A 13,629-nucleotide genomic window follows, 5' to 3' on the forward strand; every position below is an offset into this window, starting at 1 on the left:
AAAAAATATCAAATGTGGTTATAATGCTGGGTTTTCTGAATATGCTTTCCACAGGTCATCTAAAGATTTACCTGTTTCTTTTTGCCATATTTCTTTTGTATAGGTATGATCGCGTAAACTTAAATCTAGTTTTTTAACAATTCCTTTGTTGTCGTGATTTTCCAACCATGCCAGGAATCTTGCAGTAATTCTGTAACTGTTTTTATAAGTATGCGTGCTTTTAAGTTCAGGTAGTGCCCAACCTGCCCCGGGATTATCAACACCAAACTTATAACGTACATAGTCGGCAATACCTTCGGTAAGCCATCCCGGTCCGTTGCTACGTCCATAATTTTGAACGATGTGCATTACCTCATGGGTTACCACATCTACATCTCCCGGAAATTTCTTGAAATAAGCTGCGCTATAAGTTACTTTTCCTGCCCCCGTAGCTGCAACCCCATCGTAAGCTGTATCTATCACAAAATAGACTTCCTTGTTCGTGTTTTGATTATATTCCTGACTAAGCAATGGGTAAACTTTAAAGAACGTTTCGATCATTCTCTTTTTTAGGGCAGGATCAAATGTTGGATCCTGGTTGGTAAAATTAAGGGTAAGACCATCTTTTTTAATTGTTTCGGTCTCCTGAGCTTTTAAATGATGACTGAAGATCATCGTTAAAGCCATAGAAAATAATACTGTTGTGGTTCGTTTCATATTAAACTCTAAAAAATTAAACGATTTAGCACACAAATAAACATAATAAAATGAAGATTCCCTAGTTGATAATGGTAACAAAGTAATAATAAAAGATCAGAGTTACGAAAAAAAGCCATCTTTTGAGGATGGCTTTTAATAATTTATATTCAAAATGTTAATTATGCAGTCACATTCTGATTCACGATCTGTTTCACTTTCTCGACAACAAAATCTAGTTCTTCTTTTGTATTGTATTTGCTGAACGAGAACCTTACCGATGGGCGGTTAGGATCGGCAGCTATACCGGTAAGCACGTGCGATCCAATATTAGACCCTGATGAACAAGCACTACCGCCTGATGCAGAAATGCCGTTAATATCAAGATTAAACAATAGCATATCAGCCATGTCCATGGCTGGGAAAGAAACGTTTAAAACCGTATATAAACTTTTTTGGGGTTCAGTCTCTCCATTAAAAAAGAGATCAGGTACTTCATTACTTAACCGATCCTTCAAATATGTCTTTAATTCTTGCATATGCTGTTGATGTGCCTCCATTTCTGCATATGCTATTTGCAAAGCCTTTGCAAGGCCTACAATACCATAAACATTTTCTGTTCCACCACGCATATTGCGTTCCTGTGCACCGCCAAAAATCATCGGACTGATTTTTATAGCGTGATTAACGTATAGGAAACCAACACCTTTTGGACCATGTAATTTATGGGCAGCACAAACAATGAAATGAGCTTTCAGCTTTCTTACGTCGTGCACATAATGTCCCATGGTTTGTACAGTATCACAATGATAAATGGCATTGTATTGTTCGCAGATATCACCTACCCTTTCTATATCTGTTAATGTTCCCAATTCGTTATTTGCATGCATTAAGGATACAAAAGAACGTTCATTGTTTTTAAGCAGTTCTTCAAGATGGTCATAGTCGATATTACCTTTTTCATCTACATTAACAAAGCTCAGCTTATCGATTACGCCTTGTTCTAAAAGCATATTAAGTGTATGTTCTACCGCGTGGTGCTCAATTTTAGAGGTAATAGCATGTTTTATATTAAAGGCAGCAATACCGCAACGGATGGCTGTATTATCTGCCTCTGTACCTCCCGATGTAAAGAAAATTTCTGCAGGTGTTGCATTTAAAAGCCCGGAAACAGTTTTTCTGGCCTTTTCAATTAATGTGCGTACCTCACGTCCCTGGGCATGGATGGATGATGGATTACCATAATAAGAATTCATCACCTTAACCATTTCCTCTATCACTACCGCATCCAGGGGTGTAGTTGCGGCATTATCTAAATAAATTCTTTCCATTTTTTGCATTAGCTCAGTTTTAATATTTCTTTGATGTCGGAGATGATTTTTGCAGCTAAACCTTCAGCTACAGTTTCAGATCCGGCCTCGCTATAGATACGGATAATTGGTTCTGTGTTTGATCTGCGAAGGTGTACCCATTCCTTATCAAATTCAATTTTCAATCCATCTATTGTACTGTTTGGCTGATTTTTATATTTCTCCTGAACCTTTACCAACAAGGCGTCAATATCCATTTCGGGAGTTAATGTGATTTTATTTTTAGAAATATAGTACTCAGGATAACTTTTGCGTAACAGGGAAATAGACTTGCCAAATTTAGCTAAATGAGTTAAAAACAATGCTATTCCAACTAAAGCATCGCGACCATAGTGAAGTTCAGGATAGATAATTCCTCCGTTACCCTCTCCGCCAATAACTGCATTTGTAGCTTTCATTTTGTTAACTACATTAACTTCACCTACTGCTGATGCGTTATATGTTCCTCCTGCACTTTCGGTAACATCTCTGAGCGCTCTTGTAGAAGATAAGTTAGATACTGAATTACCCGGTGTATTTTTAAGGATATAATCTGCTACCGCTACTAAAGTATATTCTTCACCAAACATAGACCCATCTTCACAAACAAAGCACAAACGATCTACATCAGGATCAACAACAATACCCAGATCAGCATTTTTGCTCTGTACTACTTTAGCGATTTCCGTTAAGTTTTCAGGAAGCGGTTCAGGGTTATGAGGGAAATGGCCATCAGGTTCACAATACAACTCATAAACGGTTTCAACTCCTAAAGCGTTTAACAAAGCCGGTACAAATATACCTCCTGTTGAGTTAACACAATCAATTGCAATTTTAAAATTGGCAGCTTTTATTGCTTCAACATCCACTAATGGCAGGGCAAGAATAACGTCAATATGCTTTTGCAAATAAGTATCATTACTTATCACTTTACCTAAATCATCAACATCAGCAAATGCAAATTCAGATTTCTCCGCAATTTCCAGAACATCCTTTCCATCTGCATCACTAATAAATTCGCCTTTCTCATTAAGAAGTTTCAATGCATTCCACTGTTTTGGATTGTGGCTAGCTGTTAAGATTATACCACCACCTGCATTTTCCATTGGAACAGCAATTTCAACAGTTGGGGTGGTAGACAAACCAAGGTCTATTACTTCAATACCCAAGCCTTGCAAGGTACCGATAACCAGGTTATTAACCATTTCGCCAGATATTCTGGCATCGCGGCCTAAGACAATTCTTTTGTTATTTGTTTTACTGATTACCCATGAACCATAGGCCGCAGTGAACTTTACAATGTCGATTGGGGTTAAACCATTACCGGCAATACCACCGATTGTCCCCCTTATTCCAGAAATAGATTTTATTAGTGTCAATTTGTTGATTATTTTTTTCCAAAAATAACAAAAAATAGGCAAAGCAGGTTAACGCAGCACCACGCATTCGTAAAATTACGCTTTATTTACTTTGCGATCTATTTTAAATTTTCGTGGAGGAGGTAGCGATAAAATTGTTTTATGATAACAATTTTATCTAAGTTTGTTTTTTTTCTAAAACATCAAAATACAAGCTCTATGCAGCGAAAATGGTTCCAATATTGGTTTAACTCTCCTTTCTATCACATCCTATATAGTCAGCGTAACGATGCCGAAGCAGAGTTTTTAATTGATAACCTTTCTGCTTACCTGAAACCAGCTGTAAATTCCCGAATTTTAGATATCGCATGCGGAAGAGGCCGACATTCAATTTACCTTAATAAAAAAGGGTATGATGTAACCGGAATTGACTTATCAGAGCAAAGCATTAAATATGCCCAGCAATTTGAACAAAAGAACCTTCATTTCTTTGTTCATGATATGCGTAAACTGTCTTTTATCAACTATTTTGACATTGCAATGAACCTATTTACCAGTTTCGGCTATTTTGAAACGGAAAAGGAGCATATAAATGCCATGAAGGCGTTCAGAAAAAGCTTAAAAGAAGATGGGACTTTGGTGATAGATTATTTCAATACACAAAAGATCCTTAAAAATCTCACTCAGCAAGAGATAAAAACCGTAGAGGGTATTGAATTCCACCTGCATAAATTTGTAGCCGAGGGTAAAATTATTAAGCATATTAATTTTGAGCATAGAGACAAACCTTATGCGTTCGAAGAACGTGTACAGGCTTTTACTCTTCAAGATTTTGAACGTATGTTTGAGAAAAGCGGATTAAAGATCGCAGCTACCTTTGGCAGTTATGGATTAGATCCATTTGATGAAACCAAATCTGACAGATTGATATTAATTTGCAAAAAAGCATGATAGAAAGTTTACAACAATTTGATGTAGAACTTTTTCTTAAGATTCATAGAGGCCTCGCTAATCCATTTTTTGATTGGCTGCTTCCTTTAATGCGTAATCGTTATTTTTGGGCGCCATTATATTTATTCATTATTATTTTCTCATTTGTTGAGTATAAAAAGAAAGGCTGGTACATCATTGGTATGTTACTTGTCACCTTTGCTATTGGTGATATGGTTTCATCAAGACTTATTAAACCTGCAGTGGCAAGAATAAGACCTTGTAATGAAATAACACTGGCTAATGACATCATTCATCGCGTGCCTTGCGGAAGTGGTTATAGCTTCCCTTCTGCACATGCTACAAATCATTTTGCAATAGCTGTATTTCTTATCTTTGTATTTTACGACAGATGGAAGCCAATACTACCAATTGGACTTTTCTGGGCATTTATTATTTCGTTCTCTCAGATTTATGTGGGTGTTCACTACCCTATTGACACCATGGTAGGCGCAATACTTGGTACGCTTATAGGCTTATTGACATCAAAAATTTATAAAAAACTACAACCACAGTTATAATGGAAATCTGGAAGGTATTAATTCTATTTCTTAGTGCATTTTTGGGAGGATCCGCCATTTTTTTAGTTAAAAGCGACAAATCCCAACTTTTAAAACTGATTCTCTCTTTTAGTGGTGCCTATTTATTTGCGATAACTGTTTTACATTTAATTCCAGATGCATACAGTGGCTCTGATCCGCAGGAAATTGGAATATTTATTCTTATAGGTTTCTTATTACAGATATTTTTAGAGCAGTTTTCTGAAGGTGTAGAGCATGGTCACATCCACAAACATCATGAAACACAGGTATTTCCCTATGGAATTATGATTAGTCTTTGCCTTCATGCCTTTCTGGAGGGAATGCCTTTGGCAAAAGATCAGCATAATGCCTTAATATTTGGGATTTCACTTCACCACATCCCTGCTGCCTTTGCATTAGCCAGTATTTTAATGCAAAACCAATTTAAAAAGAGTAATATCATTATTTACATTGGGATTTTTGCTGTAATGGCCCCCTTGGGATTTTATGTAAGCTACGGACTTAGCAATGGGACAATTGGCGGTATTGAGAATTATTTCAACAGGATTATGGGAATTGTAATCGGTATATTCTTACATATTTCTACTACCATATTATTCGAATCGAGCGTAGATCATAAAGTATCAAAACGTAAAATGATTGCAGTATTGTGTGGTATAGCGATTGCATTAATTGGATATTTTAGCTCTGCTCATTCACATTAACAAAGCATTAGCCTCTCATTTTATCAAGTAAATCATTTAATGTTGTGGCTTCTTGTTCGGTTAAATTTGATGAGATCAATACAGAAAGACTAACTTGCTGATCCATCAGTTCTAGTAATTTCAGGCCTTTATCACTTATTTTAATATCTACGGCTCGTTTATCTACAGCGTTTGACTCTTTTACAACAAGTTCTTTTTGCACCAGTCTATCCACTATTCTTGAAGTATCACTCATTTTATCGAGCATTCTTGATTTCAGAAGATTTATGGTGGCTGGATTAGGATTCTGCCCGCGCAAAATCCTTAAAATATTAAACTGCTGAGTAGTAATCTCAAAAGGTAGGATCGTCTGCTTTAATTTCTCTGTACACCAATTACTGGTATGCAACACGTTTACAATGGCCTGGTGATGGATACTCTCAAATTTTGTAGTAAGCGTTTCTTTCTGCAACTGCATCTTTCCGTTCTTTATTTGTTTGGTGGTGTAGCTTTTATTTTTTGCTTTCCAAATCCCCATGGACAATGTTTGCACTTATTTTTACAGCAATAACCACGTTTTAAGTGATAAGCTTCTGTAAAAACCATAAAGCCATTTTCATTGAAGTAATAATCTACACCTTCTTTCATCAGTTAAGCAATTTCACTACCAAACTTTTTTCGTAATGTTTCTTTAAATGTTGTCCATTGCCATGATTTGTCCAAACTTGCTTTGGTTTTACCTTTTCTATGGTTAAAATTATATCATTCCAATCAGCATGATCTGATATGTACAATTGAATTTCATGGTTACTTTGAAGGTGTTTCCAACCTGTTGCAAATATCCTGATCACGTTAATTGCCTTAAAATAGCTCTTAAAAACCATTGGAGGAACCATATAAACCATGTTTGTATGATTGTTCTTCATTACCTTACGGTCATAAACCTCATACTTACCTAGATTTATTCCCATTTGCTCATATATTTTCACAAAAGGCAACATACTATAGTGCACAAGTATCCTTTTTTCTGTACAGTAATCATTCATCAAACTGATCAGACGCTGGCATTTCCCTAACGCGTATGCCCCAAGCATAATATTACTGGTCGTTGAGCTCAGCTTAATTATTTCTTCCTCGGCAATCGGGTGTTGTGTTTCCGGATCAGCAAACGTGGTTTCAGTTATCAACACATCTGCTTCTACAAATTCCACTGGTTCACAGGTTTTATCGGGTTGGAGTTTATAATCGCCGGTATAAAGATACTTTACACCTTCGTACTCCATTAGTACCATAGCAGAGCCTAAAATATGTCCTGCAGGAATAAAGCTTACTTTAACCCCATTCACATCAAAAGTTTGATGATAGTCCATGATGTTGAATTCTCCACCTGCAAACTTCTTGTATCTATGATGCATAAATAATGAGGTTGCCATAGTACAGTACACGTTGTGATTACCTCCAACTGCATGATCGCCATGGGCATGCGAAATGACTGCATTTTTTACCGCTTCTTTTGGGTCCAGATAAAAATTACCATACCTGCAAAACAGACCGGTCTTATCGATCTCTATAAAATCTTCTAATATCATTAAGGTTTGGTATTGAGAAACAGCTGATGTAGATCCATTACCTGATTAATAAGGGAATCTGTTTCGTTATTGTTGATCAGGTAATCAGCCATCTGTATTTTCTTTTCGTCGGTAAACTGCTTGTCCATTCTTGCTTTAACCTGATCGGCAGTTACCCCATCCCGTTTCATTACGCGGTCTAGTTTAAGTTCTAATGGTGCGGTTACAAGGATATTCTTATCGCACATTTTGTAAGAACCACTTTCAAACAATAAAGCAGCTTCTTTAAGTATATAGGGAACCTTTTCAGATAATTGAATAGCCCAGCTATCGAATGCTCTAAAAACTGCAGGGTGAACTAATGCGTTTAACTTTGCCAGCTTCCCCGCATCGTTAAATACAATACCAGCGATATGCTTATTATTCAATATGTTTCCAGGCAGATAGCTTTCTTTGCCAAAGGTATCTTTAACACCTTGGATTAGAATGGCATCATTTACCATAATTTCTTTAGCTACGGTATCGGCATAAAATACCGGGATACCCAGCGTTTCAAAAATTCTGCAAATAGTAGTCTTCCCGCTACCAATTCCTCCTGTAATCCCTACTTTTAACATTATTTTTCAATTATAAAATCAATCTTCTCGGGAACAATATTCACCAATTTACAATAATCCGGAAAGCGGGTTATTTTAACTCTTAGCTGATTGTGTTTTAGATCTCTCCATTCATCCAGATCTACAACAGCATCTATAAAGTTCTCATTGATCTGCTGGTATTTTGATAAGGCTACCAAAAAAGTAATTTTAACCTTCTTCGGGTATAGTTTAATACTATAATACTCTTTATTATTTATGATTCTAAGTGACAGATCAATTGTTTTTTCTGTGAACTCATCGATAGGTACTTTCACCTCTGCACTGGTAGGAAAAATACTTACATTCTTCATTTTATTCTGCGTCATAGCTATCCTTGAAACAGTTGTATTTTGAGCGTCCGTAAGCTTTAAAGAGTCGGTTGGCCAATCTTTAATTTTTTTAAGTTCCTCTTCAGGCCCTGATAAAGTGACATATTTAGGGGTAATTTCAATATCTTCTGAGATACCGTATTGCTTTGCAAAACTAAAATTAGACACCAATTTTACTGGCACTCTTTTAACAGTTCTTTCAGAAAAGTCAAAATAAAGCGTGTCCGGTTTTACTGAAATTATCTTTTGTGAAGTTTCCAACTGCCTGTTAACATTAAACAATTGCTCAGAAAAAAGAATGAAATTACGGTTGTTTAATTTTTCCAGATTGATGGCTATTGATTGAGGTTTAACCCTTAAGCGTGCAAACAACAATTGCCATCCCGTTCCTTCAACCTGCAAATCAACAGTATCTGACTGAAGCGCATGAAAAGCACGTTTTTGAGGAAAATTCTTATAAACCAATACTGTCTTAGCCGTGTAAACGTACTTATTATTTAACGCCATTAACAACCACGCTCCAATTGCCAATAATAAACAGGTAATTAAAACCAGGAAGCGTTTGCGTTCTATTTTTGTAAGCTTTATAAACGGCATAATGGTAAAGTAAACAAACTTAGATAAAAATAAAACAAAAAAGCCGCTTCCGGATAGAAGCGGCTTTAAAAACATTATTTAGGCTACGCCTTTGGAGCTTCTGCAGCTTTCGGAGCTGCTGCTTTTGTTGCGTCTAAAGAGATTGCAGTTTTATCAAAACGAATTTTTGTACCGCCTTCAACTTCAATAAGGAAAGTAGTATCGTTCATGTCTACAATTCTACCATGTATGCCAGCAGTTGTAACTATTTTATCTCCTTTTTTTAAATCTTCAACCAATTTTTTATGGTCTTTGGCTTTTTTTACCTGTGGTCTGATCATGAAAAAATAAAATACCACCATGATTAACACCATTGGTACTAAAGTACTTAGCATACTGCTACCACCAGCTGCCTGCAATATTATTGTTGATATCATACTATTGTTATATAAATTTATATTATTCTTTAATTTCTCCTGTTAAGTGTAATTCAATTGCACTGTTTAGTGCATTAGATTTAACCGAAACTACTTTATCTTGTCTGCCTATTTTACCTGCGCTGTTAAATACAACGTTAAGCTCACCTGCTTGTCCTGGTTTAATGGGTGCTTTTGGTATTTCAGGAACGGTACAGCCGCAAGTTGCAATAGCATCAGTAATTATTAACGGCATCTTGCCCGTATTCCGGAATTTGAAACTATAAGAGACCTTTTCACCTTTCTCTATTTTACCGAAATAATAATTATTAGTTTCAAAAGTTAATACTGGTCCATCTGTATGACGGATTGCCTCCGCTTTAGCAGAATCAGCACGCACTGCAATTGCAGAAGTGTCTGTAATAGCTGAAGCTGCATCAACATTTTTGTCAGTTTTTGATTGGCATGATGCTAATGTTAAAGCAACTGCCGCCAATAACAAAATTTTCTTCATAAATTTTTATTCTTCTATAAGTCCGCGACCAATTTTCTTAATGCTGTTGGTTCTTTTAAGGTCTCCCATAATTTTATCCAAGATACCGTTAATAAATGAATTACTTTTCGGTGTACTGTAATCTTTTGATAAATCCAGATATTCATTTATAGTTACCTTAACCGGAATTGAGGGGAAGTTTAGCAGTTCACAAATTGCCATCTTCATCAATATTGTATCCATTAAAGCAATACGCTCAGACTCCCAGTTCTTTGTACGTTCTGCTATAAGCGCCTGATAATCTTTATCATTCCTAAGGGTGTAGATAAATAAATCTTCAACAAATTTACTATCCTCATCCCAATCCTGACTAATAGGCGTAAGCTTGTTTGCAAATGCATCTTCTGATGTAAAATTTTTGATGGTTTTAGCAACCATACCCTGCATTACCTCTTTATCAACAGACCAATTGATAAATTTATCTTCAAATGCCTGTATAATATTATGGCTTTTAAGAATAATTTTTCTAAAGATGTATTTGATAATGGTTTTAGATTCTTCCAGATCATTTACTTCATCTGCAAGATAAGCAGTGTATTCTGGGGTAACTTTCAAAGAGTTGAAAATTGCTTTTACAAATTCAGGATCTGACATCCAGTTGATTTTGTATTTATTTACAGCAGCAACGAAATCCGGATTATTCTTTAAAGTAACCGCAAACTTATTGTTTTGCAATTTTAAGTTCGGATTGAGGTCTTCTGCAGTAGGCAGGTGCTTGTTAGCACGTTCTATTGCATCAACACCGGTATATTCCGTAACCTCTACTAGAAGAGAAAGCATCCATATGTACATTTCATATACATTATCAATACTGTGCATAAGAGCCTTCTTCGCTGAAGCTAAATCTCTTTTGTCTGTCATGTGCCAAGCAAATATATTTTGCAAAGCTTTAATTCTTAAGTGCCTTCTGTTTAACATGAATGTAAGAACGAGTGGTAAATTACCTGTTTATTAAAATGATGATTTTATTTTCTTTATATCTATTATTCTTTGTTCTGCAATGCGGTTAGCTGCCCATATTGTCGGGATGTTATCCTTTTTAGACATTTTAATTACATCGCGTGTAGCATTGTAAATGTTCTCTGTAAGCTGCATTGTACGTTTTTTTCCATACCCTGTAAGCTCAGAGTAACAACTGATCAAACCGCCGGCATTGATCAGATAATCAGGAGCAAATAAGATTCCTTTATCTAACAAAAGTTTACCGTGCAATTGTTCATCAGCTAATTGGTTGTTGGCAGAACCCGCAATAATTGCAAACTTCATTTTTTCAATGGTTTTTGAATTTACAGTGGCCCCAAGAGCACATGGAGCATAAATATCGGCATTTAATCCAAAAATTTTATCTGCAGAAATTGGTTTGGCCTTATAAGTACGTGCTACATGTTGCAAACGATCTTCATTGATGTCGCTAATGTAAACCTCTACATTTTCTGCCCTTAGTAATTCTACCAAGTGCTCTCCAACGTTACCTATGCCTTGTACCACAACTGAACGACCAGCAAGCATATCAGTACCAAAAACTTCTTTAACACAGGCTTTAATACCCAGAAAAACCCCTTTTGCAGTAGTTGGTGCCGGATTACCTGCTCCTCCTAATGACTCAGGAACTCCTGTAACATGTTTGGTTTCCATTTGGATATATTCCATATCTCTTGTATTGGTACCAACATCTTCGGCAGTAATAAATTCTCCGTTTAGATTTTTGATAAATCGGCCATAGCTACGCATCATAGCTTCTGATTTCCCTTTATAAGAATCGCCAATGATTACAGCATTACCTCCACCTAAATTAAGGCCGGTAATAGCCGCTTTATATGTCATCGCCCTCGATAATCTGAGCACATCTTCCAGTGCTTCAGCTTCGGTAGCATAATTCCACATTCTTGTTCCCCCTATTGCAGGGCCCAATGTAGTATCATGAATAGCAATAATCGCTTTTAAACCGGTATCGGGATCATTACAATAAACAACCTTTTTATGCCCAGAGGCACCAATTTGATCTAAAACTGAATTTACGATAGAACTATTACCAGACATATAATTTTGTTTATCAGATAAGCCGCAAAACTAGTCAAAAAAACATTATTTACATTGTTTTAACTAAAGTCTTTAAAAAATTTATCTTCATTTGGCTAACTTTACCTCCTCATGAAACACCTCCGGTTTTTAAACAAGTACTTTTATAAATATAAATGGTGGATTATTCCAGGAGTTTTCTTCGTGATTATATCAAATATTTTTGGTGTAATCCCAGCTCAGGTTATCGGCCATGCGTTCAATTTAATTACCGAAAACATCCAGATTTATGGTTTGTTTTACGGATTTGAACGCCGAGAGGTTATTTACGATATTTTCTCTTACAGTTTACTATACTTTGGTGCACTTGTTTTGGTGCTTTACCTGTTAAGGGGACTGTTTCTATTCTTTATGCGCCAAACGATCATACTTATGTCGAGACACATTGAGTATGATATGAAAAACGAAATTTATGCACACTATCAGGAACTAAGTCTCGGTTTTTATCGTAGAAATAATACAGGCGACCTGATGAACCGGGCCACTGAAGATGTGAATAGGGTAAGGATGTATGTGGGGCCGGCAATTATGTACGCCATAAATACGGCTGTCCTCTTTTTACTGGTTATTTACGCCATGTTCTCTGTTAACGCCACACTGGCGATCTTTTGTTTGTTACCACTACCGGCACTGGTTATCATAATTTATTTTGTGAACACAATGATCAATCGGAAAAGCGAGCTAATACAAGAGCAACTTTCAAATCTGTCTAGCTTTGTACAGGAAAGGTTTTCGGGCATAAGGGTCATAAAATCATATGTTCGTGAAACACATACAAAAAAAGTGTTTGCGGCCGAGAGTGAGGGTTATAAGAACAGTGCCATGAGTTTGGTTAAAGTGCAGGCACTATTTTACCCTACCATGCTTCTGCTTGTTGGCTTAAGTACTATTCTTACCATTTATGTGGGCGGAAAGCAGGTGATTAATGGTTCTATAACAGCCGGAAACATTGCAGAGTTTATTGTATATGTTAATCAGTTAACCTTCCCTGTTTCCATGCTTGGCTGGGTAACTACTCTTATCCAAAGGGCTTCTGCATCGCAAAAAAGAATTAATGAATTTTTACAGCTTAAGCCCGATATTAATTCTAACACCCAGGAAAAAAGAGCAATAAATGGAAATATCCGATTTGAGAATGTAAGTTTCACTTATCCTGATACCGGCATAGAAGCTTTAAAAAATGTAAGCTTTGAAATTGAACAAGGGCAGTTCGTGGCTATTATTGGCCGAACAGGTTCTGGAAAATCAACGCTGGCTAATTTATTGATGCGGATGTATGATGTAGACGGCGGGAAGATAATAATTGATGACAAGAGCTTAAAAGACCTTAATTTGCAAGATTATCGTAACCAGATAGGTTTTGTACCTCAGGAAGTGTTTTTATTTTCTGACACCATCAAAAATAACATCGCTTTTGGTCTTGATACGGTTAATGATCATGAAGTTGAAACAGCTGCTAAGAATGCTGCCGTTTATCACAACATTATCGATTTTGAGCTTAAATTTGAGACTATGCTTGGTGAAAGAGGAATCACCTTGTCTGGTGGGCAGAAACAACGTGTTTCCATAGCCCGTGCACTGATCAAAGAACCAAAGATCCTGATATTTGACGATTGCCTTTCGGCTGTTGATACCAGAACTGAAGAAGAGATTTTGAATAATTTAGGTAGAATAATGAATGATAAGACAAGCATTCTTATTGCTCACCGGATTTCTACTATAAAAAATGCCGACAAAATTCTAGTTCTTGATGATGGTCAAATCATTGAGCAGGGTACTCATAACCAGTTATTACAAAAAGGTGGTGCGTATGCAGAAATGTATCAGAACCAATTACTTGAAGAAGAAAGTCAATCTGTGTAATTTCTATTTT

General features: G+C 36.3%; 16 protein-coding genes. 4 read left to right on the forward strand and 12 right to left on the reverse strand.

Annotated elements, in window-relative coordinates; translation table 11 throughout:
• Nucleotides 1-18: 18 nt before the first annotated feature.
• The 3 genes from AC6CH7_RS07480 to glmM form a co-directional block, all read right to left on the reverse strand.
• On the reverse strand, nucleotides 19-696 hold the full coding sequence (locus tag AC6CH7_RS07480; RefSeq protein WP_498262084.1) for a basic secretory protein-like protein: 678 nt from the start codon (nucleotides 694-696) through the stop codon (nucleotides 19-21).
• A 161-nt stretch (nucleotides 697-857) separates the two neighbouring features.
• Nucleotides 858-2,006 carry a cysteine desulfurase family protein gene (locus tag AC6CH7_RS07485; protein WP_498262085.1) on the reverse strand — a complete coding sequence of 383 codons (1,149 nt, stop codon included), beginning with the start codon at nucleotides 2,004-2,006 and terminating at the stop codon, nucleotides 858-860.
• An 8-nt stretch (nucleotides 2,007-2,014) separates the two neighbouring features.
• Nucleotides 2,015-3,403, reverse strand: coding sequence for a phosphoglucosamine mutase (gene glmM / locus AC6CH7_RS07490; protein ID WP_498262086.1), 1,389 nt, complete (start codon nucleotides 3,401-3,403; stop codon nucleotides 2,015-2,017).
• A gap of 198 nt (nucleotides 3,404-3,601) precedes the next feature.
• Between glmM and AC6CH7_RS07495 the strand changes: the two genes are divergently transcribed.
• From AC6CH7_RS07495 to AC6CH7_RS07505, 3 genes are read left to right on the forward strand one after another with little or no spacing between them, the layout of a single operon-like run.
• Nucleotides 3,602-4,333: a class I SAM-dependent methyltransferase gene (locus tag AC6CH7_RS07495; protein ID WP_498262087.1), complete on the forward strand. Its 732-nt coding sequence runs from the start codon at nucleotides 3,602-3,604 to the stop codon at nucleotides 4,331-4,333.
• Nucleotides 4,330-4,893 (forward strand): phosphatase PAP2 family protein, encoded by a 564-nt coding sequence (locus AC6CH7_RS07500; protein ID WP_498262088.1) that lies wholly within the window; start codon nucleotides 4,330-4,332, stop codon nucleotides 4,891-4,893. Before AC6CH7_RS07495 ends, AC6CH7_RS07500 begins: the two co-directional genes overlap by 4 nt.
• Entirely contained in the window at nucleotides 4,893-5,618 is a 726-nt protein-coding gene (locus tag AC6CH7_RS07505; protein WP_294872670.1) for a ZIP family metal transporter, read from the forward strand. The genes AC6CH7_RS07500 and AC6CH7_RS07505 overlap by 1 nt, the downstream gene beginning before the upstream one ends.
• 7 nt (nucleotides 5,619-5,625) lie before the next feature.
• Here AC6CH7_RS07505 and AC6CH7_RS07510 read toward each other — a convergent pair whose 3' ends face one another.
• The 9 genes from AC6CH7_RS07510 to AC6CH7_RS07550 all read right to left on the reverse strand — a co-directional run bounded on the left by AC6CH7_RS07510 (nucleotide 5,626) and on the right by AC6CH7_RS07550 (nucleotide 11,717).
• Nucleotides 5,626-6,075, reverse strand: coding sequence for a MarR family winged helix-turn-helix transcriptional regulator (locus AC6CH7_RS07510; protein ID WP_498262089.1), 450 nt, complete (start codon nucleotides 6,073-6,075; stop codon nucleotides 5,626-5,628).
• An 11-nt stretch (nucleotides 6,076-6,086) separates the two neighbouring features.
• The gene (locus tag AC6CH7_RS07515; RefSeq protein WP_172659596.1) at nucleotides 6,087-6,245 is read right to left on the reverse strand and encodes a C1orf53 family protein; all 159 of its coding nucleotides are present in this window, start codon (nucleotides 6,243-6,245) and stop codon (nucleotides 6,087-6,089) included.
• On the reverse strand, nucleotides 6,245-7,186 hold the full coding sequence (locus tag AC6CH7_RS07520; RefSeq protein WP_498262090.1) for an exonuclease: 942 nt from the start codon (nucleotides 7,184-7,186) through the stop codon (nucleotides 6,245-6,247). The genes AC6CH7_RS07515 and AC6CH7_RS07520 overlap by 1 nt, the downstream gene beginning before the upstream one ends.
• On the reverse strand, nucleotides 7,186-7,782 hold the full coding sequence (coaE, locus tag AC6CH7_RS07525) for a dephospho-CoA kinase (RefSeq protein ID WP_498262091.1): 597 nt from the start codon (nucleotides 7,780-7,782) through the stop codon (nucleotides 7,186-7,188). The genes AC6CH7_RS07520 and coaE overlap by 1 nt, the downstream gene beginning before the upstream one ends.
• On the reverse strand, nucleotides 7,782-8,729 hold the full coding sequence (locus AC6CH7_RS07530; RefSeq protein ID WP_498262092.1) for a CdaR family protein: 948 nt from the start codon (nucleotides 8,727-8,729) through the stop codon (nucleotides 7,782-7,784). Before AC6CH7_RS07530 ends, coaE begins: the two co-directional genes overlap by 1 nt.
• An 83-nt stretch (nucleotides 8,730-8,812) precedes the next feature.
• Entirely contained in the window at nucleotides 8,813-9,145 is a 333-nt protein-coding gene (yajC, locus tag AC6CH7_RS07535; protein ID WP_172659592.1) for a preprotein translocase subunit YajC, read from the reverse strand.
• 22 nt (nucleotides 9,146-9,167) lie between these two features.
• Nucleotides 9,168-9,638, reverse strand: coding sequence for a DUF1573 domain-containing protein (locus AC6CH7_RS07540; protein WP_498262093.1), 471 nt, complete (start codon nucleotides 9,636-9,638; stop codon nucleotides 9,168-9,170).
• A gap of 6 nt (nucleotides 9,639-9,644) precedes the next feature.
• Nucleotides 9,645-10,538: a transcription antitermination factor NusB gene (gene nusB / locus AC6CH7_RS07545; RefSeq protein WP_498262094.1), complete on the reverse strand. Its 894-nt coding sequence runs from the start codon at nucleotides 10,536-10,538 to the stop codon at nucleotides 9,645-9,647.
• A 90-nt stretch (nucleotides 10,539-10,628) separates the two neighbouring features.
• Nucleotides 10,629-11,717 carry a Glu/Leu/Phe/Val family dehydrogenase gene (locus AC6CH7_RS07550; protein ID WP_048906948.1) on the reverse strand — a complete coding sequence of 363 codons (1,089 nt, stop codon included), beginning with the start codon at nucleotides 11,715-11,717 and terminating at the stop codon, nucleotides 10,629-10,631.
• A 111-nt stretch (nucleotides 11,718-11,828) separates the two neighbouring features.
• Here AC6CH7_RS07550 and AC6CH7_RS07555 point away from each other — a divergent pair, with 111 nt between their 5' ends.
• Nucleotides 11,829-13,619 (forward strand): ABC transporter ATP-binding protein, encoded by a 1,791-nt coding sequence (locus tag AC6CH7_RS07555; RefSeq protein ID WP_498262095.1) that lies wholly within the window; start codon nucleotides 11,829-11,831, stop codon nucleotides 13,617-13,619.
• Nucleotides 13,620-13,629: the final 10 nt, after the last annotated feature.

This window comes from Pedobacter sp. GQ55 (genome assembly GCF_059758925.1).

What these genes read in the sequence shown, in the direction of transcription:
- AC6CH7_RS07480 (WP_498262084.1), bottom strand. Translation starts at nt 696, where the DNA reads ATGAAACGAACCACAACAGTATTATTTTCTATGGCTTTAACGATGATC.
- AC6CH7_RS07485 (WP_498262085.1), bottom strand. Translation starts at nt 2,006, where the DNA reads ATGGAAAGAATTTATTTAGATAATGCCGCAACTACACCCCTGGATGCG.
- AC6CH7_RS07495 (WP_498262087.1), top strand. Translation starts at nt 3,602, where the DNA reads ATGCAGCGAAAATGGTTCCAATATTGGTTTAACTCTCCTTTCTATCAC.
- AC6CH7_RS07500 (WP_498262088.1), top strand. Translation starts at nt 4,330, where the DNA reads ATGATAGAAAGTTTACAACAATTTGATGTAGAACTTTTTCTTAAGATT.
- AC6CH7_RS07505 (WP_294872670.1), top strand. Translation starts at nt 4,893, where the DNA reads ATGGAAATCTGGAAGGTATTAATTCTATTTCTTAGTGCATTTTTGGGA.
- AC6CH7_RS07510 (WP_498262089.1), bottom strand. Translation starts at nt 6,075, where the DNA reads ATGCAGTTGCAGAAAGAAACGCTTACTACAAAATTTGAGAGTATCCAT.
- AC6CH7_RS07515 (WP_172659596.1), bottom strand. Translation starts at nt 6,245, where the DNA reads ATGAAAGAAGGTGTAGATTATTACTTCAATGAAAATGGCTTTATGGTT.
- AC6CH7_RS07520 (WP_498262090.1), bottom strand. Translation starts at nt 7,186, where the DNA reads ATGATATTAGAAGATTTTATAGAGATCGATAAGACCGGTCTGTTTTGC.
- coaE (WP_498262091.1), bottom strand. Translation starts at nt 7,782, where the DNA reads ATGTTAAAAGTAGGGATTACAGGAGGAATTGGTAGCGGGAAGACTACT.
- AC6CH7_RS07530 (WP_498262092.1), bottom strand. Translation starts at nt 8,729, where the DNA reads ATGCCGTTTATAAAGCTTACAAAAATAGAACGCAAACGCTTCCTGGTT.
- yajC (WP_172659592.1), bottom strand. Translation starts at nt 9,145, where the DNA reads ATGATATCAACAATAATATTGCAGGCAGCTGGTGGTAGCAGTATGCTA.
- AC6CH7_RS07540 (WP_498262093.1), bottom strand. Translation starts at nt 9,638, where the DNA reads ATGAAGAAAATTTTGTTATTGGCGGCAGTTGCTTTAACATTAGCATCA.
- nusB (WP_498262094.1), bottom strand. Translation starts at nt 10,538, where the DNA reads ATGACAGACAAAAGAGATTTAGCTTCAGCGAAGAAGGCTCTTATGCAC.
- AC6CH7_RS07550 (WP_048906948.1), bottom strand. Translation starts at nt 11,717, where the DNA reads ATGTCTGGTAATAGTTCTATCGTAAATTCAGTTTTAGATCAAATTGGT.
- AC6CH7_RS07555 (WP_498262095.1), top strand. Translation starts at nt 11,829, where the DNA reads ATGAAACACCTCCGGTTTTTAAACAAGTACTTTTATAAATATAAATGG.